The 26,049-nt window shown below is 54.0% G+C and carries 38 protein-coding genes; 19 read left to right on the top strand and 19 right to left on the bottom strand.

Annotated elements, in window-relative coordinates:
- Nucleotides 1-3 precede the first annotated feature (3 nt).
- Nucleotides 4-1,281, top strand: a complete 1,278-nt coding sequence (locus E3E29_RS05515) for a CGP-CTERM-anchored Cys-rich protein (RefSeq protein WP_394352979.1) — start codon at nucleotides 4-6, stop codon at nucleotides 1,279-1,281.
- Between the two features lie 11 nt (nucleotides 1,282-1,292).
- Here E3E29_RS05515 and E3E29_RS05520 read toward each other — a convergent pair whose 3' ends face one another.
- The 7 genes from E3E29_RS05520 to hydB form a co-directional block, all read right to left on the bottom strand.
- Nucleotides 1,293-1,559, bottom strand: a complete 267-nt coding sequence (locus E3E29_RS05520; protein WP_167910275.1) for a ubiquitin-like small modifier protein 1 — start codon at nucleotides 1,557-1,559, stop codon at nucleotides 1,293-1,295.
- A gap of 99 nt (nucleotides 1,560-1,658) precedes the next feature.
- Nucleotides 1,659-1,874, bottom strand: a complete 216-nt coding sequence (locus E3E29_RS05525; protein WP_167910005.1) for a TRAM domain-containing protein — start codon at nucleotides 1,872-1,874, stop codon at nucleotides 1,659-1,661.
- Between the two features lie 95 nt (nucleotides 1,875-1,969).
- Complete coding sequence (locus E3E29_RS05530) at nucleotides 1,970-2,416, bottom strand: hydrogenase maturation protease (RefSeq protein ID WP_167910006.1); 447 nt, start codon at nucleotides 2,414-2,416, stop codon at nucleotides 1,970-1,972.
- A gap of 145 nt (nucleotides 2,417-2,561) precedes the next feature.
- Nucleotides 2,562-3,848, bottom strand: coding sequence for an NADPH-dependent hydrogenase/sulfhydrogenase 1 subunit alpha (gene hydA, locus E3E29_RS05535; RefSeq protein WP_167910276.1), 1,287 nt, complete (start codon nucleotides 3,846-3,848; stop codon nucleotides 2,562-2,564).
- A gap of 2 nt (nucleotides 3,849-3,850) precedes the next feature.
- A complete protein-coding gene (gene hydD, locus E3E29_RS05540; protein WP_167910007.1) occupies nucleotides 3,851-4,648 on the bottom strand; it encodes an NADPH-dependent hydrogenase/sulfhydrogenase 1 subunit delta in 798 nt (265 codons plus the stop codon).
- A 10-nt stretch (nucleotides 4,649-4,658) separates the two neighbouring features.
- Nucleotides 4,659-5,537 (bottom strand): hydrogenase subunit gamma, encoded by an 879-nt coding sequence (locus E3E29_RS05545; RefSeq protein ID WP_167910277.1) that lies wholly within the window; start codon nucleotides 5,535-5,537, stop codon nucleotides 4,659-4,661.
- Between the two features lie 5 nt (nucleotides 5,538-5,542).
- Nucleotides 5,543-6,646, bottom strand: coding sequence for an NADPH-dependent hydrogenase/sulfhydrogenase 1 subunit beta (gene hydB / locus E3E29_RS05550; RefSeq protein WP_167910278.1), 1,104 nt, complete (start codon nucleotides 6,644-6,646; stop codon nucleotides 5,543-5,545).
- 307 nt (nucleotides 6,647-6,953) lie between these two features.
- Here hydB and E3E29_RS05555 point away from each other — a divergent pair, with 307 nt between their 5' ends.
- The 15 genes from E3E29_RS05555 to E3E29_RS05625 all read left to right on the top strand — a co-directional run bounded on the left by E3E29_RS05555 (nucleotide 6,954) and on the right by E3E29_RS05625 (nucleotide 15,707).
- On the top strand, nucleotides 6,954-7,457 hold the full coding sequence (locus E3E29_RS05555; RefSeq protein WP_167910279.1) for a monovalent cation/H+ antiporter subunit E: 504 nt from the start codon (nucleotides 6,954-6,956) through the stop codon (nucleotides 7,455-7,457).
- Entirely contained in the window at nucleotides 7,454-7,711 is a 258-nt protein-coding gene (locus tag E3E29_RS05560) for a cation:proton antiporter (protein ID WP_167910008.1), read from the top strand. Before E3E29_RS05555 ends, E3E29_RS05560 begins: the two co-directional genes overlap by 4 nt.
- Entirely contained in the window at nucleotides 7,708-8,079 is a 372-nt protein-coding gene (gene mnhG, locus E3E29_RS05565) for a monovalent cation/H(+) antiporter subunit G (protein WP_167910009.1), read from the top strand. Before E3E29_RS05560 ends, mnhG begins: the two co-directional genes overlap by 4 nt.
- Nucleotides 8,076-8,339: a DUF4040 domain-containing protein gene (locus tag E3E29_RS05570; RefSeq protein ID WP_167910010.1), complete on the top strand. Its 264-nt coding sequence runs from the start codon at nucleotides 8,076-8,078 to the stop codon at nucleotides 8,337-8,339. Before mnhG ends, E3E29_RS05570 begins: the two co-directional genes overlap by 4 nt.
- Nucleotides 8,336-8,632, top strand: coding sequence for a hydrogen gas-evolving membrane-bound hydrogenase subunit E (gene mbhE / locus E3E29_RS05575; protein ID WP_167910011.1), 297 nt, complete (start codon nucleotides 8,336-8,338; stop codon nucleotides 8,630-8,632). Before E3E29_RS05570 ends, mbhE begins: the two co-directional genes overlap by 4 nt.
- Nucleotides 8,629-9,093, top strand: coding sequence for a Na(+)/H(+) antiporter subunit B (locus E3E29_RS05580; RefSeq protein WP_240922787.1), 465 nt, complete (start codon nucleotides 8,629-8,631; stop codon nucleotides 9,091-9,093). Before mbhE ends, E3E29_RS05580 begins: the two co-directional genes overlap by 4 nt.
- The gene (locus tag E3E29_RS05585) at nucleotides 9,090-9,449 is read left to right on the top strand and encodes an NADH-quinone oxidoreductase subunit K (protein WP_167910012.1); all 360 of its coding nucleotides are present in this window, start codon (nucleotides 9,090-9,092) and stop codon (nucleotides 9,447-9,449) included. The genes E3E29_RS05580 and E3E29_RS05585 overlap by 4 nt, the downstream gene beginning before the upstream one ends.
- Nucleotides 9,446-10,990 carry a proton-conducting transporter membrane subunit gene (locus E3E29_RS05590; protein ID WP_167910013.1) on the top strand — a complete coding sequence of 515 codons (1,545 nt, stop codon included), beginning with the start codon at nucleotides 9,446-9,448 and terminating at the stop codon, nucleotides 10,988-10,990. The genes E3E29_RS05585 and E3E29_RS05590 overlap by 4 nt, the downstream gene beginning before the upstream one ends.
- Nucleotide 10,991: 1 nt before the next feature.
- Complete coding sequence (locus E3E29_RS05595; RefSeq protein WP_167910014.1) at nucleotides 10,992-11,339, top strand: hydrogenase; 348 nt, start codon at nucleotides 10,992-10,994, stop codon at nucleotides 11,337-11,339.
- Nucleotides 11,340-11,566: 227 nt separating this feature from the next.
- Complete coding sequence (locus tag E3E29_RS05600; RefSeq protein ID WP_167910015.1) at nucleotides 11,567-12,097, top strand: NADH-quinone oxidoreductase subunit B family protein; 531 nt, start codon at nucleotides 11,567-11,569, stop codon at nucleotides 12,095-12,097.
- Nucleotides 12,094-12,264 carry a hypothetical protein gene (locus E3E29_RS05605; RefSeq protein WP_167910016.1) on the top strand — a complete coding sequence of 57 codons (171 nt, stop codon included), beginning with the start codon at nucleotides 12,094-12,096 and terminating at the stop codon, nucleotides 12,262-12,264. The genes E3E29_RS05600 and E3E29_RS05605 overlap by 4 nt, the downstream gene beginning before the upstream one ends.
- A 4-nt stretch (nucleotides 12,265-12,268) precedes the next feature.
- A complete protein-coding gene (locus E3E29_RS05610; protein ID WP_167910017.1) occupies nucleotides 12,269-12,829 on the top strand; it encodes an NADH-quinone oxidoreductase subunit C in 561 nt (186 codons plus the stop codon).
- A 169-nt stretch (nucleotides 12,830-12,998) separates the two neighbouring features.
- Nucleotides 12,999-14,279 carry a nickel-dependent hydrogenase large subunit gene (locus E3E29_RS05615; RefSeq protein WP_167910018.1) on the top strand — a complete coding sequence of 427 codons (1,281 nt, stop codon included), beginning with the start codon at nucleotides 12,999-13,001 and terminating at the stop codon, nucleotides 14,277-14,279.
- A 4-nt stretch (nucleotides 14,280-14,283) separates the two neighbouring features.
- A complete protein-coding gene (locus E3E29_RS05620) occupies nucleotides 14,284-15,276 on the top strand; it encodes a respiratory chain complex I subunit 1 family protein (protein ID WP_167910019.1) in 993 nt (330 codons plus the stop codon).
- The gene (locus E3E29_RS05625) at nucleotides 15,273-15,707 is read left to right on the top strand and encodes a 4Fe-4S binding protein (RefSeq protein WP_167910020.1); all 435 of its coding nucleotides are present in this window, start codon (nucleotides 15,273-15,275) and stop codon (nucleotides 15,705-15,707) included. Before E3E29_RS05620 ends, E3E29_RS05625 begins: the two co-directional genes overlap by 4 nt.
- A gap of 7 nt (nucleotides 15,708-15,714) precedes the next feature.
- On the opposite strand, the gene E3E29_RS05630 is transcribed toward E3E29_RS05625, so the two are convergent.
- From E3E29_RS05630 to E3E29_RS05645, 4 genes are read right to left on the bottom strand one after another with little or no spacing between them, the layout of a single operon-like run.
- A complete protein-coding gene (locus tag E3E29_RS05630) occupies nucleotides 15,715-16,200 on the bottom strand; it encodes a ferritin family protein (RefSeq protein ID WP_167910021.1) in 486 nt (161 codons plus the stop codon).
- Between the two features lies 1 nt (nucleotide 16,201).
- Nucleotides 16,202-16,681, bottom strand: coding sequence for a ferritin family protein (locus E3E29_RS05635; protein ID WP_167910022.1), 480 nt, complete (start codon nucleotides 16,679-16,681; stop codon nucleotides 16,202-16,204).
- 3 nt (nucleotides 16,682-16,684) lie between these two features.
- Nucleotides 16,685-17,032: an ASCH domain-containing protein gene (locus E3E29_RS05640; RefSeq protein WP_167910023.1), complete on the bottom strand. Its 348-nt coding sequence runs from the start codon at nucleotides 17,030-17,032 to the stop codon at nucleotides 16,685-16,687.
- 11 nt (nucleotides 17,033-17,043) lie between these two features.
- Nucleotides 17,044-18,156 (bottom strand): NAD(P)/FAD-dependent oxidoreductase, encoded by a 1,113-nt coding sequence (locus E3E29_RS05645; protein ID WP_167910024.1) that lies wholly within the window; start codon nucleotides 18,154-18,156, stop codon nucleotides 17,044-17,046.
- Between the two features lie 61 nt (nucleotides 18,157-18,217).
- Here E3E29_RS05645 and pcp point away from each other — a divergent pair, with 61 nt between their 5' ends.
- On the top strand, nucleotides 18,218-18,838 hold the full coding sequence (pcp, locus tag E3E29_RS05650; protein WP_167910025.1) for a pyroglutamyl-peptidase I: 621 nt from the start codon (nucleotides 18,218-18,220) through the stop codon (nucleotides 18,836-18,838).
- Here the strand turns inward: pcp and E3E29_RS05655 are convergent.
- Complete coding sequence (locus E3E29_RS05655) at nucleotides 18,835-19,155, bottom strand: hypothetical protein (protein ID WP_206205825.1); 321 nt, start codon at nucleotides 19,153-19,155, stop codon at nucleotides 18,835-18,837. The genes pcp and E3E29_RS05655 overlap by 4 nt on opposite strands.
- Nucleotides 19,156-19,326: 171 nt before the next feature.
- On the opposite strand from E3E29_RS05655, the gene E3E29_RS05660 reads away from it, so the two are divergent.
- Nucleotides 19,327-21,288: a DUF460 domain-containing protein gene (locus tag E3E29_RS05660; protein WP_342764679.1), complete on the top strand. Its 1,962-nt coding sequence runs from the start codon at nucleotides 19,327-19,329 to the stop codon at nucleotides 21,286-21,288.
- On the opposite strand, the gene E3E29_RS05665 is transcribed toward E3E29_RS05660, so the two are convergent.
- The 6 genes from E3E29_RS05665 to E3E29_RS05690 all read right to left on the bottom strand — a co-directional run bounded on the left by E3E29_RS05665 (nucleotide 21,285) and on the right by E3E29_RS05690 (nucleotide 24,018).
- The gene (locus E3E29_RS05665) at nucleotides 21,285-21,599 is read right to left on the bottom strand and encodes a transcriptional regulator (RefSeq protein WP_167910027.1); all 315 of its coding nucleotides are present in this window, start codon (nucleotides 21,597-21,599) and stop codon (nucleotides 21,285-21,287) included. The genes E3E29_RS05660 and E3E29_RS05665 overlap by 4 nt on opposite strands.
- A 4-nt stretch (nucleotides 21,600-21,603) precedes the next feature.
- Nucleotides 21,604-22,215 (bottom strand): hypothetical protein, encoded by a 612-nt coding sequence (locus E3E29_RS05670; RefSeq protein WP_342764680.1) that lies wholly within the window; start codon nucleotides 22,213-22,215, stop codon nucleotides 21,604-21,606.
- 60 nt (nucleotides 22,216-22,275) lie between these two features.
- Nucleotides 22,276-22,476: a TIGR04140 family protein gene (locus tag E3E29_RS05675; RefSeq protein ID WP_167910028.1), complete on the bottom strand. Its 201-nt coding sequence runs from the start codon at nucleotides 22,474-22,476 to the stop codon at nucleotides 22,276-22,278.
- Entirely contained in the window at nucleotides 22,460-22,636 is a 177-nt protein-coding gene (locus E3E29_RS05680; RefSeq protein ID WP_167910029.1) for a hypothetical protein, read from the bottom strand. Before E3E29_RS05680 ends, E3E29_RS05675 begins: the two co-directional genes overlap by 17 nt.
- Nucleotides 22,633-22,968, bottom strand: a complete 336-nt coding sequence (locus E3E29_RS05685) for an AAA family ATPase (protein WP_240922788.1) — start codon at nucleotides 22,966-22,968, stop codon at nucleotides 22,633-22,635. Before E3E29_RS05685 ends, E3E29_RS05680 begins: the two co-directional genes overlap by 4 nt.
- 78 nt (nucleotides 22,969-23,046) lie before the next feature.
- Nucleotides 23,047-24,018, bottom strand: a complete 972-nt coding sequence (locus tag E3E29_RS05690; RefSeq protein ID WP_167910283.1) for a TIGR00269 family protein — start codon at nucleotides 24,016-24,018, stop codon at nucleotides 23,047-23,049.
- A gap of 64 nt (nucleotides 24,019-24,082) precedes the next feature.
- Between E3E29_RS05690 and E3E29_RS05695 the strand changes: the two genes are divergently transcribed.
- A complete protein-coding gene (locus E3E29_RS05695) occupies nucleotides 24,083-24,835 on the top strand; it encodes a hypothetical protein (RefSeq protein ID WP_167910030.1) in 753 nt (250 codons plus the stop codon).
- On the opposite strand, the gene E3E29_RS05700 is transcribed toward E3E29_RS05695, so the two are convergent.
- On the bottom strand, nucleotides 24,836-26,002 hold the full coding sequence (locus E3E29_RS05700) for a site-2 protease family protein (RefSeq protein WP_167910031.1): 1,167 nt from the start codon (nucleotides 26,000-26,002) through the stop codon (nucleotides 24,836-24,838).
- Nucleotides 26,003-26,049 lie beyond the last annotated feature (47 nt).

A 26,049-nucleotide genomic window follows, 5' to 3' on the forward strand; every position in this document is an offset into this window, starting at 1 on the left:
TGGATGGTGAGGAGAATGAAGGCTTACCTGGCCATTCCCATCGTGATAATCATGCTCGCCGTACCTTTAGTCCAGGCCTGCATGAGCCCGTACGATCAGTATTCCGTTGAAGTCCTGCTTAACAAACCTGGAGTCGGCTACAACTCTTCGATTAGTGTTCCATCCATCCTCAAAGTCGATAACATGAGTTTTATCCTCAGAGTCTGGGAGGCCAAGGACGGGCCCCACGTGAGGGTCGAGATACCCCTAACCAGGCAGAGGGGGGCCTACTGGGGCTACACAGGCCCGGTCGTGATAACAAACGGAACCATTCAGAAGCTCCTCGGCCGCGGCTGGATCGCCACCTCCATAACCCGGAACGGGTCGAGCATCGACGTCCTTCAAAAGGGGAACGTCACGATAAAGATAACGAAGCCCCAGGGTGAATGCACCTCCGACTCTGACTGTGCCACCGGCGGCTGTTCCGGGGAGCTCTGCCTTCCAAATTATATAGTATCACATGTTGCCAGCGTCTGCATCTATGCCCCTTGGTACGAGTGTTTCAAGCTCACGAGCTGCGGCTGCGTGAACGGCACCTGCTCCTGGAAGCCGAACGAGGCCTTTAAAAAGTGCCTGAGGGAGCACGGCGTTGACCCGTCTAGGGTGATAAGGGCCGGTGTTTCCGAAGTTACAGCAACGGGACCGAATCCTGAGGAGCTCACCGATGCCCTGAAGGAGTTCTTCAATGCTACCGGAGCAAACTGCACGAAGTTCAACTTAATCTCGGGCTCTGAGGAGAAGCCCGCCTATAACCCAGGTGAAGTCGACGCTGGAAAAGTCCTGAGCAGGGCTCTTGAGTACCTAATGGAAACCGGGGCCGTTACTGGTCTAACCAAAGAGGACGTTGGGCAGATAGTTGAAGTTGCGAAGTGGGGAGGGGCAGGCTACAACGGAAAGATAGGATGGTACGAGACCGAGAACGGCAGCTATGCATGGATTCCCTACGACGAGAGCCCCAACGCAACCCTCGTGAGGTGCGGCTGGGCGGGTCCACCCACTTATGGAAATGCCTCGTCAAGTGAAGGCAACGGCACCGTAGGAACGGGCCACCTCGACCCCGGAAGCGGTCCGAACGTTACGGGAGGTTTCGGAAACCATACCACACCAAACCCCGCCGTCAATCCTCCTCAGAACGAGATGGCCTCAACTACTAAGAATGAAGAGGGCTCTGCGGTATGTGGGCCTGCATCGCTGCTCGTCCTAACTGCCCTGCCCCTCCTTGCAAGAAAGAAGAAAAAATGACCTTTTTCTTTTTATCCCCCACTGACGGGGGGAAAGAGGGCAACGATGTCGCCATCTTTTAGTATTTCGTCGAAGCGCACGTACCTGCCGTTTCTCGACACGTTGACGTCCGCTAAGTCATCGTCCTCGGCGAACACTTCCTTCTGAAGAACGGGATGTATCTCCTTCAGCTTTTCTATCAGATCTATAACAGTTGCCCCATCGGGAATTTCAAGCTCTTCCTCGCCCTTCCCAACAAGGGAGCGGTAGCGCGCAAAATACCTTACCGTGACCCTCATGAAAACCACCGTCATGATTTTGTAAGTTCTTTAAAAAAAGTTCTGATAAGAAGAAAAAGGGCGTAAAGCCGTGAATTCGTGAGTTGAAATCTAACCCGTTCAGATGACTTCGCCGAAGGCGAACTTCCTCTTGACGGAGTTGATAACGATCTCAACCTCGTCTCCAACCTGGGTGTTCGGGACGAAGATAACGAACCCCTTTACCTTGGCGATGCCGTCACCGCCCTTTCCGAGGCTCTCGATCTTAACCCTGTATCTCTCCCCAACTTTAACTGGGGCTTCCTGTCCATATCCACCAAATCTGTCTCCATACATATCCAACACCAACTCTTTCAACTTTCAGGGCTCTCCAGGAAAGACTCCAGAAGAGTCCCAACGGAAGTTGGCGGGAGAGTATATAAAGCTTTGGGTCACTTCGCCAGTTTTTCGGCCAGCTCAATCGCCTTTTGAACTCCAGCTTTTACCTCCTCGCTCATCTCCATGCCCAGGTCTATCTCCTTCGCGACTATCCCAATAAAGTGGATCTCTGCCTTTTTCAGTCTCTCGTCGAGCTTCATGAGGAGTTTTAATCCGTCAATAGCACCCATGAAGTGGGCGCTTCTGATTTCAGCCTTCAGCTTCTCAAAGACTTCTTCCCCTTTGAAGTGAACCACCTCGCCTGGCTTCAGCTTATCGCTCAGTATGGCGTCAATGATTATTATCCTATCCTCGCCGCCGTAATGGTTGGCCAGCTGGAAAATGTCCGTCCCAACTTCAATGACGTTGTACCCTCTCTCCGCAAGAATTCTTCCCGCTTTCAGCCCGGCTCCGTCATCCTTCATCAGTTCGTTGCCGAGGGCTAGGATGAGGGTTCTCATGGTTAGACACCTATGATTTCAATCTTTTCCTTCTCATCCGGCTGAACTCCTCCGCGTATTCCTCTGGAACCTCAACCTCAATCACAACTCTCTCCATGCCCCCACCACTGGAAAGTAAGCCTAAAACCTTAAAAAAGTTGAGAGGCTAAAGCCTCACCACGTGCACTGAACAGGAGATGCACGGGTCGTAGGCCCTCACGACCATCTCGGTGAGGAGTTTGAGCCTCTCGGGGTCGTCGCTGTAGTGTTTCTCCGCCATCATCCTGACGTGCTCCTCCATCATGGCGAGGTTGAAGGCCGTCGGCGTGATTATGTTGGCATAGCTGACCCTTCCGTTCTCGACATTGAGAGCGTAAACGAGCACTCCACGAGGTGCCTCGGTCGTGCTGACTCCGAATCCGTCCCTTATCTCCACCTTGTCCCTCGGCTTCACCGGCCACTTCGCCAGGGTCTCGTCTATGAGATCGATAGCCCTCTCGGTGAAGTAAACGAGCTCAAGGGCCTGGGCTAGGTTGTTGGCAAAGGGGTTGGTCTCTCTCAGGAGGTCCTTGTGGCCCTCATAGAGCTCCTTTGCCCTTCCATAAAGCGTTTCAGCGTTGTTGACGACGCGCGATATCGCCCCGACCATAAAGGGCTTCCCGTGGTAGTGGCTGTGCTTGGCGAAGCTGTGCTCGACGACGAACTCCTTTATGTGCTCTTTGTACTCTTCACTCGGGAACTCTACACCATCGGAGGCCTTAAGGTAGTCGCCGTAGATTCCATAGACATCCCCCATTGGCTTAACCGCGACGTGGGTTACTGGGCCTTCGACTTCTTCGTACTGCTCAAGCTTCGTGAAGAGCTCGAAGGTGTACTCCGCCTTTGGTAGAGCCTCTTTGAGCCTCGCCTTCATCTTCTCAAGCACGCTCTTGTCCGGGAGCTTCCCAAAGCCGCCAAGAACGGCGTTCTCCTGGTGGATCGCCCTTGAACCAAGCTCGTCCATAATCCAGCTCCCGAGGTTCTTTAGGTCGAGGGCTATGCCTATCTCCTTTTTGTACTCATCTACCATGTGGAGCGGCCCGGAGTAGCCCATGTAATCCGGAAGGACGAGGAGGTAGAGGTGTAGGGCGTGGCTCTCTATCATGTCGCCGATATAGAGGACTTCCCTGAGGGCCTGGATTTCCTCGCGCGGAGTGAATCCTGCCGCCTTCTCTGCCGCTTCAACCGCCGTCAGCTTGTGGGCAGCGGAACAGAAGGAGCATATCCTTGGATAGACCGATAGGGCCTCTTCGAGCTTCTTGCCGAGGGTTATGGCCTCGAAAAACCTCGGCCCCTCTATGATGTTGAGCCTGACCTCCTTGACACCCCCATCATCGACCGCGATCTCCACGCCGCCCTTGCCCTCAACGCGGGCTATGTGGTCAACGGTGATTGGGAGGTAAAGGTTCTTCATGCTCATTCTTTCACCTCCTGAAAGACCTTCTCAACCATTTCTTCGAGCTTCGGGTTGTGGGCGTTGAAGATCTTCATGCGCTCGATGATCTCCTCCCTGGTGAGCCCCTTCTCCTTGAAAACTCTTGCCAATGAGTCGAACCACGCCACATCATAGCCTATCGCGCCGCGGCAGCCGATACACGGTATCCCATGGGTGGGGCAGCGGGCGTCGCAACCTGCCCTCGTGAGCGGGCCGAGACATGGCTCACCTTTCTCAAGGAGAACGCAGGTGTTCCCTCTAAGCCTGCACTCGAGGCAGACCGGGTAGTCTATGTCCTCGGGCCACGAACATATGAGGAGCGTCCCGAGGGTGTAGATGAAGTCCTTCTTCTCCGGGGGGCAGCCATAGATATTGTAGTCAACCTTGATGTATTTGGAGACCGGTTCCGCCATCTTAGGCTGGAACTTGACCTTGGTGTCTCCGTAAACCTTCTTCCAGAGCTCCTCTAACGACTTGTCCTTCTCCCAGCTCTGAACACCGCCCTGGACGGCACAGGCACCGACGGCAACCACTATCTTCGCGTTCTCGCGGATTTTCTTAACGAGCTCGACCTCTTCCTCGGTCGAGACGCTCCCTTCGATGAGGGCTATATCAACGGGCTCGTCCTCGACGCTATTCCTATCGAGCATGTACCAGCACTTCACCTCGAGGCGTCCCAGGGCGTTCAAAAGCTCGTCCATCATCGCGAACTGGAGCTGACAGCCGTAGCACGAGGTGAGGGCGTAAAACCCAACTTTGATCCTTTTGTTCTGACCCATCGCCACCACCTCAGTCCAAGAGTCCCGGCGTTGATACTATGTCGAAGTAGCCGAAGACGGGCCCGTCTTTGCAGACGTATTTGAGGCTCGTGCTCGTCCCAACCACACAGTGACCGCACTTGCCGATTCCGCACTTCATCTTCCGCTCAAGGGTCACGTAGATGTTCTCCGGCCTGTAACCGTAGTTGATGAGGGCCTCGAAGACTGCCTTGTACATCCTGGGCGGGCCGCAGACCGCCACGGCGGCCTTCTTCGGATTCGTATTGGCCTCCGGGATGAAATTCTGGGGCCTTCCGTGGAGGCCTGGCCAGTCCGGGTCTCTCGTCACGCTCTGGATTATCTTGACGTTCTCCGCCTCGGCGAGGTCTTTCATGGCCTCGAGCTCCCTGTAGAAGAGCAGGTCCTTTCCATACCTGGCCGTGTTGATGAAGGTTACCTTGCCGTACTTCCAGCGGTTGTCCATGGCGTAGAGGAAGACGCTCCTGAGCGGGGCCGTTCCAAGTCCCGCCGCAATCAGGAGGAGGTCCATTCCTTTCCACTCGTCAACGGGGAAGCCGTTTCCGTAGGGGCCGCGAACGAGGACTGTATCTCCGGGCTTGAGGCGGTGAATTACGGTTGTAACCCTTCCCGCCTTCCTGATGCAGAGCTCGAAGAAGCCCTTTCTCATGGCCGAAGAGCAGATGCTTATCGGAACCTCACCGACTCCGGGGATGGTAAGCTGAACGAACTGCCCCGGCCTGAACGTCCACTTTTCTGCGAGTTCTGCATCCTCAAAGCGGAACAGGAACAGCTTCTCCTTCTCCGTGAGCGGGTAGACCTTGAGCACCTTCACCCTATGAAGGGCGTAGGGGTTGTCATCGGGCATGGTTATCTCCTTGGGAAGAACCAGCTCACTCACAGCTCATCACCCCTTATAGAAGATGCGTACGCAAATCCCCTCTTCGGTATCTCCTCGGTTATCTCGGGCGGACAGGTCTTCTCCTCAAGACCCATGATGGTTCTCAGGTTCCTGATGAAGCTTATTCCCGCCGGACAGAAATACGTGCACCTTCCGCAGCCTACGCAGTAGCTCAGGCCAAGCTTCTCGTTGTAGGAGTTCTTACAGAGGTAGCGGTTTCTGAACCGGTCCTTCTTCGTTGCTCTGAAGTTGTGGCCGCCAGCCACCAGTCCGTGGCTCCTGAACTGGCATGAGTCCCAGCGCCTCTCGCGGTAGCCTCTCTCTCCGTCGAGGTTGACAACATCCTGAACCTCGTAGCAACGGCACGTCGGACAGACTGTGTTGCAGATTCCGCAGGCGAGGCACTTCTCGCTCTCCTTTTCCCACATCGGGTGCTCCATCTCCAGCTCGAGGAGGTAGCGCAGGTCGCCCCAGTCCTCGTGGTACTTGAAGGCCTGGGCGCGCCTGTTTTCAAATTCCCTGAAGTTGCATATGTCCTCGGTTGTTACCTCCTTGAAGAGTTTGATGTTCTTGTCCACTATCCTGTGGCCGGTTGGTGAACCGACCCTCACGAGCCAGCCGTCTGGAAGCTCGTGGAGGAAGAGATCGAAGCCATCATCTGCGAAGTCCGTATCCCTCAGGTTGCAGAAGCAGTATTCATCCGGCATGCAGCTTATTCCGATGATTATTCCCTTCTCCCTTCTCGCCTTGTAGTACTTGTCCGGAAACTCGTCGAGGTATACCGTGTCAAGGATTTTAAGGCCGAAGATGTCGCAAGAGTGGACGCCAAAGATAACGAAGGGCTCGACGTCTTCGATGACCTCCTTGTACTCCGCGTTCTTGATGTTGAACTCGAAGAGCTTCTCCCTTGGAAGAAAGAAGAACTTTTTCGGCGGCATTATCGTCCTGTTGTAGTTGAACTCGACATTTCTAACGTCACCTATCTCTCTGAAGTCGTAGAACTTCTCCGAAATCTTGACGGGGGCGTAGAGCTTGCCCCAATCCTTCAGGCGCTCAAGGAATGTGTACGTGTTCTCCTTCGGGAGCTTAACGTATCTCAACATCACCACCTCCAATGAACATGAACATACGCGTGTCCATTTTCGTTCTCTCAAGGGTAGCTAAGCTTAAGGACTAAAAAAGCGTTTTCTAACCCGAAAATTCTGAACCAAAGGTGTAATAGTCCTTTTTAGGCCGACCAAACTTTTATTGCCTTTTTTGCTATACCCAATAGGTTGCAAACCTTTGGTTTAAAACGAGCCGTTTAATACCTTCTCTTGCCAAACAAAAGCTTAGGAAAAGCGTTTTAAGCATGATGAGAAATCAGAAGTGAGAGGTGCTGAAAACGTTCCGTTTGGAGGTGATAGTTTGCCATTCATAGTGGCGTTCCTCTTTGCGTACATCGTGTGGCTCCTCCTAACGGCGGGGAGCAAGGGCCTCCTGTGGAGCACTGAGGAGCTCATAGTAGGGCTTGTATTCGCGGCGATAGTCGGCTATGCCACAAAGGATGTGATAAGGGAAAACTCAACGCGCTTCCTGAACCCGGTGAAGTGGTTTGGCTTCATAGCCTATGCCCCGGTTCTCTTCTGGGGCATGGTGAAGGCGAACTTCGATGTCGCTTACCGTGTCATAACTGGCAAGATACGGCCTGGAATAGTCCGCGTCCCGGTTGACCTCGAAAACGACGCCCAGTACACCGTAATGAGCAACTCAATAACCCTTACCCCCGGAACCCTCACGATAGATGCCTGTCCCGATGAAAAAGCTCTCTATGTCCACTGGATCAATGTGCCAAAGGGCCTTGAGAGGCCGGAAAGCTCCGAGCCCCTTGCGGGTCCCTTTGAAAAGTGGGCGAGGAGGCTGGGAAGATGATTGCCTTCTTCTATGCCGTGGTCCTGGTTGGAATAGCGGGTCTCATCTCAGTGCTGAGGCTCATACTCGGGCCAACGGTTCCGGACAGGGTCGTCGGCGTTGATACTCTCAACACCCTCGTTGTCGCGGGCATGATACTCCTCGGAGCGGCCTACGACAGGGCGATATACATCGACATCGCGATAGTCTACGCCCTTCTGAGCTACATAGGCACGCTTGTAATAGCGAAGTACCTCCAGGGGGGACTGGCATGAACTACGTTGCGGCACTAGTCTACGTCTTTCTCGGGATAAGCGTTACCTTCAACCTCCTCGGAAGCTTCGCGCTCATGCGTTTCCCAGATGTCTACACGAGGCTTCACGGTGCCACTAAGTGCACCACCTTCGGGACAATTTTCGCGGTCTTCGCCGTCGTTACCCACGCCCTCTACCAGCTCCACAAGACAGGGGACTCCAAGTACCTCCAAATGGCTCTTCACAGTTTTATCGCTCTCATAGCTCTTCTCCTAACGAACCCAACCGGAGCGCATGCGATAGCCAAAGCGGCACACCTCAGTGGCGTGAAGCCTGTTAGGGCCGTCGTAGATGCCTATGAAGAGAAGCTTAGGGGTGATAGTGAATGAACGCCGTGAGCTTAGACATGATGATCCAGGCGATAATCCTCACCGGAGTGCTCATCACTGCCTACCTCACAATACGCTACCGCGACCTTCTATCGGCGGCCTTGGCTTCAGCTGCCATGAGCCTACTTCTCAGCCTGGAGTTCTACACCCTCCACGCGCCGGACGTTGCCATAGCTGAGGCTGCCGTTGGTGCTGGAATTGTTACTGCCGTGGTTGTTTACGGCATCGCGAAGACAGAGAGATGGGAGGGAAGAGCATGAAGAGAACCATTGCCTATCTGTCGCTACTGTTCATACTCGGCGCGCTCCTCTACATAGCAAACCCGAACTACGGTCTGAAGTTCGGACTGGGTGGAAATAACTGGCTGAAGTATCGTTACACTGACAACTACTACATCGAGCACGGCGTTGAGGAAGTCGGTGGAATGAACATCGTCACCGACATCGTGTTCGACTACCGTGGCTACGATACCATCGGAGAGGCCACCGTCCTCTTCACTGCAATAGCAGGTGCAGTCGCCCTTCTCAGACCCTGGAGGGGGGATGGGGAATGAGCTGCAGGCCAGGTGAAGATGGGGATATGGGACTCATCGTTAAGACAACCGCGAGGGTGACAATACCTCTCATCGGTATATTCGGCTCCTATATCGTCATGCACGGGCACCTAACGCCCGGTGGTGGCTTCCAGGGAGGAGCAACGATAGCCGGAGCGGGCATACTCTTCCTCATCGCATTCGGACTCGGCGAGATGAAAAAGCGCTATAACAAGAACCTTTATTCGGCCCTTGAAGGCCTCGGCGGGCTTGCCTTCCTCGGTGTGGCTATGCTGGGGATGAGTGTTGCCTTCTTCTACAACACGCTCTGGCACAACGGGCCAGTTCTCAACGGCAAACCTGGGACACTGCTCTCCGCCGGATTTCTGCCGATAATGAACCTCGCAGTTGGACTGAAGGTCTTCACTGGCCTGGTGAGTGCTTTAACAGCAATAGCCCTTTGGAGGAGGTGGAAGGGGTGATCCAGTTTCAGTTCATCACGGCCTTCCTGCTCATAGCCCTTGGAATTTATGCCTTTCTGGCAAAGAGAAACCTGCTCAAGCTGATCCTGGCGTTGGACATCATAGACTCGGGGATTCACCTGCTCCTCATCAGCCTGGGTTACAGGATGGAGCTCAACGAACTCCCAACGGCACCAATCTACACCGGCTACGAGACCCTCAAAAGCCCGATGGTCGGCCCGCTGCCGCAGGCGCTCGTCCTCACGAGCATAGTCATCGGCGTCTGTGTCCTCTCGCTGGCGGTTGCCCTGACGATAAACGCCTACCGCCACTACGGAACCCTGGATGTGAGAGCCCTGAGGAGGTTGAGGGGATGAACTGCGAGGCTATCTTACCTTACCTAATCATTGTCCCGCTCTTCGGGGCGTTCTCAATGCCGATAATCAACCTGGCCGGAAGGAAAGCCAGGGAGGCCTGGGCAGTCATTATCTCCGGAATAACTCTCCTGATAGGCTCCGCGGTCTTCTATGCAGTCTACGAAAACGGCCCGATACTTTACACCCTCGGTGCAAAGAGCCCACTCGGACAGGGGGTGAGCTTTCCCGTAAGAATCGTCTGGGAGGTTGACCTGCTCTCGGCCTTAATGGTGCTCATGGTGACCCTCGTGGCCTTCCTGGCGGTGGTCTATTCGCTCGGCTACATGAAGCACGATACCGGCCTTGACAAGTACTACACCCTCATCCTGGTTCTCGAACTTGGAATGCTCGGCATAGCGATAACCGGCGACCTCTTCAACTTCTACGTATTCCTCGAGATAATGAGTATAGCGAGCTACGCCCTCGTCGCCTTCAGAAACGACACATGGGAGGGCATCGAGGCGGGCATAAAGTACATGTTCACCGGCTCGATAGCGAGCTCGCTCGTCCTCCTCGGAATAGCCCTCCTCTACGGCGAATACGGAACCCTCACGATGGGCTACCTCGCGGTTAAACTCGCCCAGAATCCGACGGTTGTCGCTAAGGTCGCCCTTGCGTTCTTCATCGCAGGACTGCTCTTCAAGAGCGGTGCATCGCCGGTACACATGTGGCTCGCCGATGCCCACCCTGCGGCACCAAGCTCGATTTCAGCCATGCTTTCCGGCCTGGTCATCAAGATAGGCGGTGTCTACGCCCTCGCCAGGATTCTCTTCAGCATCTACGGGGCAAGCGTGGGCATGAAGACCGTCGGCTGGATAATTATCCTCTTTGCCTGCATAACCCTCATCGTCGGCAACGCGATGGCGGTGATACAGACGGACATGAAGAGACTTTTAGCTTACTCCTCCGTCGGACAGATCGGATACATCCTCCTCGGCCTCGGAATAGGTTTAGCTGCCTATGGAAGCAGAACTGGGGATATTGCCCTCGCTGGAGCGGTATACCACACCTTCAACCATGCCCTCATGAAGGCGCTCCTCTTCCTCATAGCTGGAGCTGTCATTCACGAACTCGGGACGAGGAACCTCAACGAGCTGAGCGGCCTTGCCAAGACCATGCCGAAGACGACCTTCGCCTTTCTCATCGGCGCGGCGGCAATAATAGGAATGCCCCCGCTTAACGGCTTCGCGAGTAAGTGGCTCATCTACGAGAGCTCGGCTATCTTTAACCCGGTTTTGGGCGCGATAGCGATAATCGGGACTGCCTTCTGTACAGCGGCCTACGTGAGGGTCATCTACACCTTCTTCGGAAGGCCGAGTGAAAGGGTAATGACGGCAAAAGACCCAGAGGCGAGTATGCTCTGGCCCATGACAATCCTCGTTTTAGCTATAATCGTCATGGGACTCTTCCCGTGGCAGATAAGCGACAAAGTCATGATCCCAGCGGCGAAGGCACTCGAAAACCAGCTTGGATACATAGCAACCCTCATGGGGGGTGCCTGAAATGTTCGGCTACTGGGACGCGTTATACTTCGTCTTCGTTTTCATCATCGGCCTCATCCTGGCTTACCTACTTGACCAGTGGGCCAAGAAGAGCGGAATGGGGACTAGGGAAGTCGGGAACGGGACGAAGATATTCATCAGCGGCGAAGACCCGGACAGGACAATTCCCGGCTTCGAACACTTAGAGGGCAACTACACCGGAAGGAACGTCATGTGGGGCCTGACCTACGCCCTCAAGAACTTCTTCACCGTGCTCAGAAGAGAGCACACCGGACTGCTAACCGACTACGTGAGCTACCTCGTGATAACGGCGGCCTTCGTGCTCGGTGTTTTGTTAATCTGGGGGTGAATGGAGATGAGGCAACTTGATGATGTTCGCATTCACTTCCCGTCCGAAGGACGGACCAAACGTGCGAACAGTGAAAATAATGCCAGCATGATACCCCCCGCTGGAAAGAATGTGGTTTTGAGAGTGAAAGATTTTCCGCCAGCGCTTACATCGGAAGCGAAGCTTCTGGGGGTGTTGGGACTTTGCCCCAACATGCGAAGCAAAGGGCTCTTATGGGGTGAGAGAAGATGGCGATAACCGTTCCCGCTAACCAAAATGACCAAAAATCAGACCCCTCGGAGCGCAAAAGGCTTGAGAGGAGGGTAGCCCATCTCTGCAGGTTTATCGGGAGGTCACCCTGGGTCTTTCACGTTAACGGTGGCTCGTGCAACGGCTGTGATATTGAAATCATAGCGGCCCTAACGCCGCGCTACGACGCGGAGCGCTTTGGAGTCAAGCTCGTCGGCAGTCCCAGGCATGCCGACATATTGGTGGTCACAGGTTCGATTACCAACCAGAGCCTTGAGAGGGTAAAGCTCGTCTACGAACAGACCCCAGACCCAAAGATAGTCATGGCCGTTGGAGCGTGTCCGACGGGAGGAGGCGTCTTCTACGAGAGCCCCTTCACAAACGCACCGCTGAGCAACGTCATTCCAGTTGATGTCTACGTTCCAGGTTGCCCGCCGAGGCCGGAGGCTATACTCCAGGGAGTCGTTTTGGCCCTGGAGAAACTTGCCAAGATGATTAAGGGTGAGATCTCTGAGGAGGTGGAAGAATGATGCCAGTTAATGAGGTTCACGATCATTCCGCGCCCGGAGGGCGCCAAAAAGGTGTAAACAGTGGAAAACTACCTGTTAAGGAGTCCCCACCTAAAGGAAAGCCCATTTTGAAAGACTATCAATTCCGCGAGTGCTTTGTGGAGCAAAGGACTCTCAGGAGGAGGTGAAAGAATGAGTGAAGCTAATCCTGTTATCACCGAAGTTAATGAACCTACAAAAGATGAGAACGTAGCAAAGAGAATAGCCGAGCGCTTCCCGAACGTGAACGTTGAGGTGAAAATCAACAAGTGGGGAAGGAGGAGGGTCTGGGTTAGGGTTCCAAGGGAGGATTACAAGGCCCTGATGAGGTTCATCGAGGAGCTTGATCCGGAGGCCCACTACTCGATAGGAGTAGAGCAGGATTTGAGCGATGAGCTCGGCTTCGTGAGTCACCTTGTGGTTCACTATAGGGACGCTCCGGCGGTTTCTCTCATCGTGGACGTCCACGCTCCCAAAGACAACCCGGTTCTTCCGGATATCAGCGATGTCTTTCCAATAGCACTCCAGTTTGAGAGGGAATGTGCGGAGATGGTTGGGCTGGACTTCGAGGGTGCCCCTGACAAGAGGCGGCTCTTTCTCCCGGACGACTTCCCGGAGGGTATTTACCCACTCCGCCTCGATGATAAGGGGATTTCTGATGAGATGGCGCACAACGCAGGTCACCCGTACCTGTTGGGGGGTGGGAAGAAATGATGCCAACTAATGAGGTTCACGATCATTCCGCGCCCGAAGGACGCATTAATAGAGCGAACAAACCCAAAGAAGGCAGTAATAAGGCACCCACTATGGGAGGAGGAAGTAAAGCAGTGAAGAAATTCCGCCAGCGCTTTGCGGAGCAAAGGGCTGTGGGAGGTGGGAAGAAATGACCGAAAAGGTCGAATACTGGGTTAAGATACCCTTTGGACCCATTCACCCAGGTTTGGAGGAGCCTGAGAAGTTCATACTCACACTCGACGGCGAGAGGATAGTGGATGTGGATGTAAAACTCGGCTACAACCTGCGCGGAATCCAGTGGATAGCCCTTAGGAGGAACTACATCCAGATGATGTACCTTGTAGAGAGGATATGCGGAATCTGCTCTTTCTCCCACAACCACACCTACACGAGGGCCGTTGAGGAAGCGGCGGGCATAGAGGTGCCGGAGAGGGCCGAATACATTCGCGTCATCATCGGCGAGCTTGAGAGAATCCACTCCCACCTGTTGAACATCGGCGTTCTGTTCCACGACATAGGCTACGACACACTGTTCCATCTCACATGGCTAGCCCGTGAGAAAGTCATGGATACCCTTGAGGCTGTCTCTGGAAACCGTGTGAACTACTCAATGACCACCATTGGGGGAGTGAGAAGGGACATCGACGAGAAGAAGAGAAGGGTCATCGAGGAGATGATAAAGTACTACAGGGAGGTCTTTCCGCAGATAGAGGAGGCCTTCCTCCACGACCCGACGATAGAGGCCCGTTTCAGGGATGCGGCGGTGATAAGTAAGCGCATTGCCCTGGAGCAGGGTGCAGTAGGGCCAACTGGAAGGGGAAGTGGAATCAGGGACGACGCTCGCTGGAGCGAAGGACTTGGAGTCTACCCCGACCTCGGAATAAAGCCCGTAATGCCCCAGGACGTGACAGGGGAGAGGCCGAGAGGGGACGTCTTCGACAGAATGGCCGTGAGAATAGGCGAGCTTTACCAGAGCCTTGAACTCATAGAGGGCGCCCTCGATGCCATGCCCGACGGGCCGGTAAAGGCTTTCCCTAAGGACAACGTCCTCTATGCCAAGCTTAGACTGATGGTTGACGGAGAGGGGATAGGCAGATATGAAGCTCCAAGGGGAGAATTAGTACACTACGTCCGCGGAAAGAAGGGCTCCGATAAGCCGCTCCGCTGGAAGGCGAGGGAGCCGACGTTCCCGAACCTCTTCGCGGTTGCCAGGGGAGTCATCGGCGACCAGGTGGCAGACTTCGTAGTAGCCGTTGCCTCAATAGACCCGTGCCTGAGCTGTACCGACAGGGTCGCCGTGATACAGGACGGCAAGAAGAAAATCCTGACTGAGAAGGATCTCCTGAGGGAGTCGATAAAGAAGACGCGCGAGATCAACCCGGAGATCAAGGGAGACCCGAGCCCGCTTGGTGTGGGCTGTGTGAGGTGATAGCATGGACGTGGTGAGCAACGTAGTTTACCCGGTCGCGGGCCTGCTCGGCCTCTACGCTTTCGTCTCACTTGCCTCGCTCGTCTGGGAGGGAATAGACAGGAAGTTAGTGGCCAGAATGCAGAGGAGGATTGGTCCGCCGATACTTCAGCCTGTTTACGACTTCCTCAAACTAGCGAGCAAGGAGACGATCATACCTAACACCGCCAGCTACATGTTTAAAGCAGCGCCGGTTCTTGCCTTGGCGACGGTTATAGCTCTTTTAGTCTACACACCAATGGGCTTCACGCCGATTTTGGCGAGCAAGGGGGACGTCATCGTCTTCATTTACCTCCTGACCCTCATCAGCTTCTTCAAAATTCTCGGTGCCATAAGCTCAGGGAATCCCTACGCCAAGATAGGGGCTGCCAGGGAGGCCACGATAATGGTCTCAAGGGAACCTGCGATGATGCTGGCGATATTCACAATAATGTGGCGCATTGGAAAACTTGGCGTAGACAAGCCCTTCAGCATGGGGACCTTTTATCAGCACAACATCTGGGAGATAGGGACCCCAATGAGCTTTGTTGGGGCGGTTATACTCCTCTACGTCTTCGCGGTCTGGCTGGCAAGCGAGATAGAGGTCGGGTTCTTCAACATTCCGGATGCGGAAGAGGAGATAGCGGAGGGACTCCTCGTCGAGTACAGCGGGAGGTACCTGGCTTTGCTCAAGCTGACTCACTCAATGAAAGCTTTCATCTCAGCCTCTCTTGTGGTTGCAATATTCTTCCCATGGGGAATTTCCGGCTACTTCGGGCTGACGGGCATTTCAGCAAACGTAGGGGATCTGCTCTTCCACACTTTGAAGGTGTTCATACTCCTCTTCGTCGTCCAGAGTGTCTTTAGAGCAGTAACGGGAAGACTGAAGATAACGCAGGCCGTTGACTTTCTATGGAAGAACGTCTTCCTGGCCTCACTGGTCGGTTCGCTCCTTATTGCAATGGAGGTGATAATGTGAAGGCTCCAATCCTCGTCCCAGTGGTGCTCAGGAACCTGTTCAAGAGACCAGCAACTAACCGCTTCCCTCAGATGGAGCCGGTGCCGATTCCTGAGGACTTCAGGGGTATGATAAGTTACAACGTGGACAAATGCGTCGGGTGCAGGATGTGCGTCAACGTCTGCCCGGCAGGGGTTTTTGTTTACCTCCCTGAGATACGGAAGGTGGCCCTCTGGACGGCAAGATGTATCTACTGCGGCCAGTGTGTCGACGTATGCCCGACCGGAGCGCTTCAGCTCAGCAGGGACTTCCTCCTGGCCAGCTACGACAACAAAAGCGACCGTTTCATCCCGCTGGAGCCAGAGAAGGTCGAGGAAATAAAGAGAAAGCTGGAAGAGCAGAAGAAGGTCAAAGAGGCCGCGAAGAAGGAGAAGGAAGGGAAAAATGTCTGATTTTTCTTTATCCTTCATTGACCCCCATCTTAATTGCCAGCTTTTTCAGGGATTCATAGTGACCCCTTTCAACGTCCGCCAGTGTGAGGTAGACTTCCCTGAGTCGCTGGTTCTTGGTTTCCTCCGCGAGCTTGCAGTAGATGGTCTCTGCCAGCTTCTCGCTCTCCATCGCTACCTGGAGGACGTCTTCCAAATCCTCAACCTTCCAGAACTTGCCAAGGACGTTTAGCGATTCTACGTTCGGGATATCCACCTCCACCAACTCTTCCCCGTAGTTCTCACGGTAGATCTTGTAGAGCTCGTCGCCGTGCCCCTTTGACTCGTCCCCAAGTCGCTTGAAGGTGTTCACAACTTCCTCTGGGAGACCAATCTCCCTGGCTCTCTCAGCTAGTTTCCAGTAGGTTTCGGCTTCCTCGTATTCCCCCTTTACCCAGTAGGAGAGGAGCTCCCTCTCGTTCAGCTTCCTTATCTCGTTCAGGATTTCCACGACCATTTCAACCACCCAGCTTTTCATATTCAGTCTTTAGGGCCTCGTAATGAGTTTTCTCAACCTCTGCAAGCTTCAGGTAGAGCTCCTTCAGCCTCTCGTCTTCCGCTTTCTCCGTCAGGAGCTTGTAGACCTTGTGGGCGGTCAGCTCGCTCTCCATCGCCGCCTCGAGGACTTCCTTTATCTGGTCAGCCCTCTCGAACTTGTTCAGAACAGATAGAACTTCCACAGGCGGAATATTTGTTTTCGGCTCTATCAAAAAGCTCTCCCTGAAAACCCTCCCCAGCTCATCGGCGTGTCTCTGGGAGTCTTTTGAAAGCTTCTCAAAAACTTTAACGATGCTCTCCTCAAGGCCGAGCGCCTTTGTCCTCTCCGCGAGCTCTTTGTAGAGCTCTGCTTCCTCCTTCTCTCCGCTTATCCAGTAGGCTAAGGTCTCCTCATAGCTCAGCTTCGAGAGCATCCCAATGACCTCATCAACGTCCATCATAACTCACTCCTCCTCTCCTATCCGACCAACGGGTTCTACTTCAATTGCAGCTACCCCGTATTTCTTCTCCTTCTCCTCCGAATAAAACTTCCGGTACACCCTTATCCCTTCCTCAATATCCCCAACCCCGGGGAGGACGTTCTCGATGCCCTCCGATTCGAGCATCTCCCTGAAGGAGGAGTAGACTCTGATGTCCTTCACGACGCACATGAGCCTGTTCTCGAAGATTATCGTGTCCCCGGGCTTTATCTTTTGCCTTTTCTCGTCGTAAAGCCTCCCCTCGATTCTCTTCCTCCCCTCGGTTATTGCCTTGAGGTATTCCTCTTGGAGCCCCATCTTCCACGTTGCCACGGCGGATCACCTCAAATTAGTGCTCTTATCAGGCTGGGACTTATCATGAGGAGCCTCGTCAGGAGCCTCGGCTTCTTTGCGAGGGCCTTAAACGTCCTCAGGTGGTTGTCAAAGTCCGCGTACTCCTCGATGACCTCAATTGCATCATCGCTCCCAAGTATCTGGAAGATTTTCTCTATCCCGTCCTGATTGAGTCCTTTGAAGATTTTCCTGACTTTCAGCCCGAAGGATACCTGCTTCATGACCTCTGCGCAGGATTTGGGGTAGAGTTCAAGGTTGTAGTTGAGAATTGCTCTCGCGAGGTTATGTGCACATATTGAGCCGAAAACTATCCCTCCGGCAGTCGTGGGCTTTATCTGAAGGGCCGCATCTCCAACGAGGGCAACGTTGTTCCTCACCCAAGGCATCCTCCAGCCAAAGCCTACCGAACCGGCCTTGAACTCCACCATCGATGTTGGCTTGAGGTTCCTTATCCTGAGGAAGCGCTCCAGGCTTGAGAGCTCCCCGAAGGTTCCAACCCTTGCGAGGTCTTCCTCCACCGGCGTCACCCAGAAGAAGAAGTCTGGATTTACTTCCTTGTTCACCCAGACCTCCGTGAAGTCCTTTCTGAACTCCCCAATAACTTCGAGCTCGTATCCCTTCAGGAACTCGGCGTTGCTCTTGGCCCCTATCTCCCTCGCGACGGCACTGGGGATTCCGTCCGCTCCCACGTAGTACCTCGCCTCCACCTCGAAAGTCTCCTTCAGATGCTGGAGCCTTGCTTTTCCGTTTTTGAATCCCATGAAGCTTGTTCCTACAAAATAGTGTGCTCCCCTCTTTATCGCCCTCTTGGCGAGCTCCCGCTCGAGAACTTTTCTGTCCACAACATAGGCCTGGGGACTCTTTCTCCCTATCTCAAAGCTCTGGATGCTCGAGTGGAAGACGGCTCCTCTAAGGGAGTTCACCACCGCCTTCTTCGGGAAGTCGAGCCTCTCGTAGCTCTCAGCCCCGATTATCCCGGTGCAGGCCTTTCCCCCGAAGGATTGCTTTCTCTCAACTAGGGCTATATCAAGCTTTCCCGCGAGAAGAGACGCCAGGTAGTTGCCGACCGGACCGCCGCCGATTATCAAAACATCGTACCTCATCCTCACCCCTCGGATGAAGTGGTTTTTAAAGCCTAAAAACCTAACCTTTTTGGTGATTCGGATGAAGGTTCTCGTTACGGGCTTTGAGCCGTTTGGCGGCGAGAAGATCAACCCCTCATGGGCGGCCGTTAGAAGGCTTCCGGATGAAGTTGAGGGTGTTGAAGTAATTAAATTCCAGCTCCCAGTCACTTTCAACGGAGTCAGGGAGACACTCCCTAGGATGATAGTCAAAGAGCATCCAGATGCCGTTGTCCTGACAGGACAGGCGGGTGGTAGGCCGAACATAACCGTCGAAAGGGTCGCGATAAACGTCATGGACTCAACGATGCCCGACAACGAGGGATACAAGCCGGAAGATGAGCCTGTCTTTGAGGGGGCTCTCACTGCCTACTTCGCCACGCTTCCGATAAAGGTCATCGTGAGGGCCCTGAGGAAGGCGAAGATACCCGCCTCGATCTCGAACACTGCAGGAACCTACGTGTGCAACGCGGCTATGTTCACGGCCCTTCACACGATAGCCGTTTCTGGGATGGATGCAAAAGCGGGCTTCATACACGTCCCCTTCAGCCACGAGCAAGCCCTTGACAAGCCGAGGCCTTCGATGGCGCTTGAAACCATCGAGAAGGCTTTAGAAATCTCGATTAGAACCCTTATTGATGATTTGAACAGGGAGCGCATCTAAAGCTCGTTGAAGTCTATCTCATATGAAACCGAACCGTTGAAGCTCTGGGCTTCCTTGAACCTCGCTATTATTCCGCTCAGGGCCTCGACGAGGGCCCCTCTTATTTCTCCCATCAACTTTTCAGCCTCGTCCCTGCTCTGGAGTTCGAAGACCCTCTCCTTCAGCTCCGATAGGGGGACGTCATTTTCTTCTATCTTAACGGCGGGGTCTATGCCGTTCAGGACGTTCTGGAGCTCCTCGTCGAACTCCAGCTCCCTGACCTTGACCTGGTAGAGGCCATTTGGGATGTCATACTCCTTGTCGAAGACTATTCTCATCTTCACGGAATCACCCTTACGTTCTTGGAGTCTTCCCCTTAAATACCCTACCGGTTCAGACTTCGAACCCTCTAATCTTTTAAAGCACCCGTAGAATCCTCCATTTGAGGGTGAGGGATTATTCTCGTACTGGGTCTTGACGTCGTTGGCGAGAACCCTAAGAGGTTCGCGGTGGTGGGCTGGTTCAACGGGAGACTGGAGAGGAAGGGTGAGTTCACGCTATACCGTCTAATACGCTTCATCCAGGCGAAGAGGCCGGATATAGTGGCCATCGACAGCGTTACAGAGCTCGGCGATGACCTTAGGAAGTTCTTGCGCTCCCTTCCGCCGGGAACAAAGCTTGTTCAGGTCACCGGAAAGCCCGGAGAGCAGAGGACCCTGCAGAGCCTTGCCAAAGAGCACGACATAAGGACGGGCGACCGCTTTGACCCCTACGAGGAGGCCAAGCTGGCAGCCCTTTTGGCAAGTAAGGGGGTCGGCTACGAGGTTCTTGCCTTCGAGGATGAAGTGATAGTCAAGGTAACCCGTGGCAGGAGCCACGGAAAGGGTGGCTGGAGCCAGGACAGATACAGAAAGAGGGTTCACAACCTTGTCCGCGACAAGGTGAGGGAGATAGAGGAGAGGCTTAGGAGGGCTGACCTTCCCTTTGACCTTGAGACTGAGGAGAAGGACTACGGGCTGGCTAGGGGAGAGTTTAGGGTCTACGCCAGTAGGGAGGAGCTCGCCGGCTTAATACGGTCGATGAGGGGAGGAGACGTCGAGGTTAGGATTCAGCCGGTTGAAAGGTCTGAACTCGGTTTCGCCCCGCTGAAGAAGGAGGAGGCAATAAAGGAAAGGAAGAGCCTCATCGTGGGCATAGACCCTGGAATAACCGTCGGAATAGCGGTGATCGACCTCGACGGCAGGATCATAGCTCTTCACAGCGAGAGGAACATGCCCGTCGGAGAGGTGTTCCGCTTCATCAGCGATATTGGACATCCGGTTGTAGTTGCAACAGATGTCTCTCCAGCCCCTGGCTTCGTGGAGAAGATAGCCCGCTCCTTTAAAGCTTCCCTCTTCGTTCCCCGGGAGAGCCTCCGGATAGATGAAAAGAACGAGTTCCTCCGCGACCTGGGGATAACCGTTGACGACGACCACCAGAGGGACGCTCTGGCCGCCGCGTACAAGGCCTACCTCCGGCTGAAACCGAAGCTCGAGCACATAGACTCCCGTCTGCGGGAGGCGGGTTTAAGCAGAAAGTCCGAGGAGGTAAAGGCCCTCGTCATCCAAGGATACAACCTCGGGGAGGCCATGCAGAGGGTCACCCTGCGTGAGAGGAGAACGGAGGAAGAAGAGGAGCAAGAAATGGAGAGGAGCTTCGACGCTGGCCCGTACCTCAAGAGGATACGCGAGCTTGAGAGGAGGATAGAGTTCCTTGAGAGGGAGAACGAGGAGCTCAGGGGGATCATAAAGGAGCAGCGGAAGACCATAGGAAAGCTTGAGCGGAAGATAGCGGACTACGATGACGAGGTCAGAAGGAAGGTTCTCCGCGAGCGCGAGCTGGAGGCCAAGGTGAGGAGGATAGAAGTCCTTGAGAAACAGCTGAGGGAGGCCAAAGCGGTTATTGAACGGCTGGGCAGGGACTTGGTTCAGGTCAAGCGCATGAACGTGGTCGAGATACGCGGCTCTGCCGTTCCCCTCAAAGTCCTCAGGGTTCTCAGCTGGCGCGAGCTGGAGAGGATAGAGCGCGAAGTTGGCCTGAGACGGGGCGATGTACTCTTCGTGGCCAACCCCGCCGGTGCGGGAAAGGCGATAGCGGAAGAGCTCGTTGAGAAGGGGGTAAGGGCGATAATAACGGAGAAGCCGCTGCCTGAGGCGGTCGCCAGAGTCTTCCGCGAGGCTCACGTTCCCTTCTTCACGAGTGAGAAGCTCGATGTCAAGAGGGTAGACGAGTTCGCGGTTGTGGAGAGGGAAACCCTGGAGAGGGCCATTGAGGAACTGCTGGATAAGTGGGAGAAGGAAGACCGCGAGAGGGAGGCCGAGAAGTTCGTCAGGCTTCTCGAGGAGTACAGGATTGAGAGGGTTAAGGAGCTGGAGAGAAAGGCCAGGGAAGAGATTGAGGAAGAGAAGCGAAGAAAGGGGTCGGACCTTTAGCCTCGCTGCTCTCCAACGGCATCCGCGAGAAGGCTCCTTAGTTTTTGAAGGTGGTCCCCCGTCTCCCTTGCCCCTTTCTCCGTTATCTTCACGGCCGTCCTTGGCCTGTCCGCTATGACCTTGTAAACCTTCACGTAGCCTTCTCTTTCAAGGACCTTGAGATGGGAGTCGAGGTTTCCCGGCGTCACATCGAGAACCTTCTGGAGGTCTCTGAATAGGGCCCTCTCCCTTGGCAGGAGGTAGAGCATGATGCCGAGCCGGAGTGGGTTTCCGAGTATGTGGTTGCCGCTCAGCTCCTTTAGTGCTTTCATCCTATCACCGTTCAATGGCTCTGAAGGCGGAGTGGAGGTAGAGTAGTATCGTTGTAGCAAAGCCGAGTGAGACCACGAAGCCGGCCCATACCATCGCTCCACTCTCCATCCTCCACGCCAGCGGTATGGCCAGCGCTGGAATCAGGAATGCCGGAACCATCTCGTTCTCGGCCCCACAGCAGCTTTTTAAAATTATCCACTGGCCGAGGAGCGAGGCGCTGATAAAGCTCAGGAAGCCCACGGCCAGGCTCGCCTCCTCGTTTATCCCTGGGTTCAGTGAGGGGAGTAGAATCCATCCCAGAATCGCACCGGTTATCCACGCCCCCGCTATCTCCCAGCCAATCTTTTTTCCGGAGTCCCTTCTGATTCCAGAGATGGCCGCTATTCTCCTCCAAACCTTTGAGGTGAGGGCAATTACAATAACCGTTGCAGTCGTCCAGTATGCGATGCTGAAAGCAGATCCGCCATTGAAGAACCGGAGTATAACGTAGAACAGGGTCATCACTGCCAGAAAACCCGCGAAGTTCATGGCGGCATACATCTTCCCAGCGGCTATCAGCTTCCCCTCGACTTTCTCAAGCACACTCTTGAGTTCCTTAACTTCTTCCATTCCCATCACCAGTTTAGAGTAGATGCTCGCCCTATTTATAGCGTGGAGTTTCTCTGGATTTCAGAATTAGCCCCCTGCCCTCGTCCTCATTAGAAACTCCATGAACTTCTTTATCTCCCCTCCTTCGCCTTCCATGACTATCCTATTGAGTGGAATCTTGTTCTGCATAACAACTTCAAGAAGCTCTAGGCTCACTTCTGCCCTGCTCTGCCGGCGGATTTCTTCGAGCTCTTCGAGTGAAACAGGGGTTTCAATGATCCTCTTCAAGCAGAAACCTCCACAGGGGAATCAGCTTTATTCCATCTACCTCTTTCTCAATGTCCCAGTTTATAACGTAGGCTTTCTTCCATCCTGTCGTCTGTATTGAGCTCTTTATTGCCCGCAGTTCTCTCCTAAGGGTTTCCGGGTCGCTCAAGTCGTAGCTCACCTGAATGAGTGTCTCCTCTTCAGGTAAAGCTCTCCAGAGGACCCAAAGAGCTCTTCGATGGTTGGTATTAGATCAGTAAGCGTCGAGACCTTCTTTTCGAGCCTCTCGTCCTCGAAATTGATATAGAAGATTCTGTCCCTGGGGATTTTCATGGACAGCTCGTTGATCAACTGGAACATTAGGTACGTCTTCCCAGTCCTTCGACAGCCGGCGAAGGTGACAACTTTTCTTGGCTTCTCAGAGATTAACGAGAAGTCGGAATCTCTTTCAATGAGTTTCGGTGTCCAGGTCTCCTGCCATTCTGTTATGACTCTCGCGAGGCTCTCGTTCATGGTCTTATTTTTGTAGTTTTGTTTATAAATCCTGCTAAGTATACTTTACATTTATTTATAAAGTCCTGTTTATCAAACTCATTCGACCCTAAAAGTTAGACCCTTTTCTCTGGCCTTCTTCTCAACCTGGAGCCTGAACTGGCAGGCCTTACATATCTCGCCGGTGGTGGGTTGCCCACATATTTTACAGCGGTTCAGCTCGCTGGTCTTTTTAGTGTAGGTCTTCGCTATCAGCGGGAAGAGCTTGTCGTAACTCCTCAGTATCTGGTACTTCGTTCCGGGGTGCCTCTCCTCCATCTCGTTGAGCCAGTCCCTTATCTCTGCCCTAAAGGCCTCGACAGCATAAGGACACTCGCTTAAATCGACCTCTATGTTGTTCAGAACTGCGTAGAGGACTATCTCCTTCTCCGGAATCTCGCGGAGGGGCTTTATCCTAGGGACGAGCTCAGGGTGTATCTCTTCATAGTACGGTCCCGTCCTTCCGAGGCGCGCTATGTCTCCCCTCAGGATGTTCATCACGAACATCTGAACCTCATCGTCAAGGTTGTGGCCGACCGCTAATTTGTCAGCTCCAACGTCCTTTGCCGCGTAGTTGAGGAGCCAGCGCCTCCACACGCCGCAGTAGGAGCAGGCCCCAACGCGCTCGCCTTTCTCAAAGCTCCCCATTATCTCGACGGTTTCATCCAGCGTGAAGCCGATGTATTCTTTGAACGAATAGATGCGGTGCTCTATCCCGAGCTTCTCCGCGTTTCTTTTGGCAACCTCAATGCTCTTCGGCCTGTAGCCGGAAATCCCCTCGTCTATCGTAATGGCCACCAGCTCGAAGGGGAACTTCTCGCGGAGCTTGGCCAAAAGGTGCATGAGGACGACGCTGTCCTTTCCTCCCGAGACACCGACGGCTACCCTCTCCCCCCTCTCTATGAGGCGGTACTTCTTCACTGTCTCCTTGAACTTCTTTTCCACCATCTCGTTGAAGTGTTTGTGGCAGTAGTAGAGTCCGCTGTACCTTGCGTGATAGACTGCCGGCCTTCCGCACTTCGAACACTTCATCATGAACCCAGAATCGTGGATGCATTTAAAAAGTGATTGGCCGAGACTTAGGATCGGTGAGTGCATGGGGGAAATCAAGACTGTGAGAACCGGCATCAAAGTACTCGATGAGATGTTGGGTGGGGGTCTCCTCGACGACAGCACCCTTCTGATAGTCTACAATACGTACTCATTCGGCTGGGCCCTGGGGGTTCAGATCTTCAGAAAGCTCGTTGATTCTGGTGGATTTGGGGTTGTGAGCAACTACTCTTTCCCTATAAGCCTCCTTGTGAAGTACGCGGGGGCTATGGGTTACGACTTCATAGAGAGCGGTGAGAAGGGGGATCTGGTGATAATAGACGTTTTTGGGTCCACCTACGATATCCGTTCGGATCTTCCCTTTGTTTACTACACTGGCAAACTGGGTCCTGAAAACTACTTGGCCGAGATGGTGGGGGCTTACAGAGGGGCCATAGAAGACCACCTTGGGGGTAGAAAACCCATAGGGATAAGCGTTACCCTGGACGGCCTGGCGGGCCTCTTTGGGGAGGAAAGCACGATACGGGTCTTGAAACGGAATCTGGCAATGAAAGAGGCCGCCAGGATGTCGGAGGACAGAAAGCGCCCTATAAACATTTTCTTACTCAACAAGGACAGGGTCTCCGAGAGATTCATCTCATGGGTGGGCGAGTATTCGGAACATATAGTTGAATTCACGGCGTCATCGAGCCCCGGTGTTGAGAGAATGGCTGTTAGAAAGTCCCTGCTCCCAGATTTCGTCCCTAGAACGGCAGAGTTCAGGTTTAAAAAAGGGAGGATAGGGATCTTCCCGGGATGACTACCCTGCGAGGTTCATTATCGCCGGCCAGAGGTTGAGTGCCAGGAGGGTTAATCCAACGCCTATTGCTGTGTACCTTACGGGGTTCACAATACCCTTGGGGAGGTACTCCTTGAGGACGTCGTCCAGCATCCTCCCGCCGTCGAGGGGGATGAGCGGGAAGAGGTTCATGAGCCCTATTCCGAGGTTGAGGACGTATATCCAGTAAAGGCTGAAGAACGTCGGAAAGAGTACGCTATCGTATCCGACCTTGGAGACATAGTGGGGTATGGGGTAGATGCCTATGAAGCCTTTTTTCGGATCGTTGGGATACTTTCCTAAAGTTACTTTAACGGTTTTCTCCTCACCGTTTCTCAGAACTGTTAGGGTTATTACTTCGCCGGGATGTGTTGCGTTCATTATCTTGATGAACTCGTTCATCGTGGTTACGCTATGCCCGTTTATCGCGGTTATTATATCCCCCTTCATCAGCAGTCCATGGGCCGGCCCATTGTCGACGACTCCCCCGACTTCAATTCCCGCAGGCTGGAGTAGGGGCGTTACCGCGAAGTTTATGAGAAGCACCGCTATCAGAGCGGTTACTATGTTCGCTAGGGAGCCGGCCCCGTAGACCCTGAGCCTTGAGCGTAGCGGGGCCTTCTTCAGGGCCTCCTCATCTGGCTCCACGAAAGCTCCTGGGATGATGTAGAAGAGGACAAGACCGACCGACTTGAGGGGAAGGTTGTCGGCCCTAGCAACGACGCCGTGGCTGAGCTCGTGGACGACCATAACCACTATAAGCCCGATTATTCCGTACCATAGGGGTATAGTGATGCCTGGAATCACGAGCTGAACCCCGGCCTGTTTTCCGCCGGCTTCAACAGCCTTTATCGCCATTTTAAAGAGCACATAGAACACGTAGGCCATGCCCGCAAAGCCGATTACTATACCAGCGTCGCCGTAGGCCCTCCAGAACCTCTTGGCCCGGGATGCAGTCCTGTCGATGAAGCCCAGCAGGTGTTTGGTCCTCCACATCGCCACGAACAGGTCGACTGAGAGTCCCTCTTCCTTCTCTGCAGTTTCCTCGCTCGCTTCGTCTATTGGTTCCCCCTCCCTCCTGAATACCGCGGATACAACGAGCCAGAGAACCGTTATGACTACCAGGGCCGTTATGAGCATCGACACCATACACATCTCCTCTTCTCTCTTTTTCCTCTCTTTGCTTAAGGGAGGTA

Source organism: Thermococcus sp. Bubb.Bath, assembly GCF_012027595.1.
GTDB lineage: Archaea > Methanobacteriota_B > Thermococci > Thermococcales > Thermococcaceae > Thermococcus.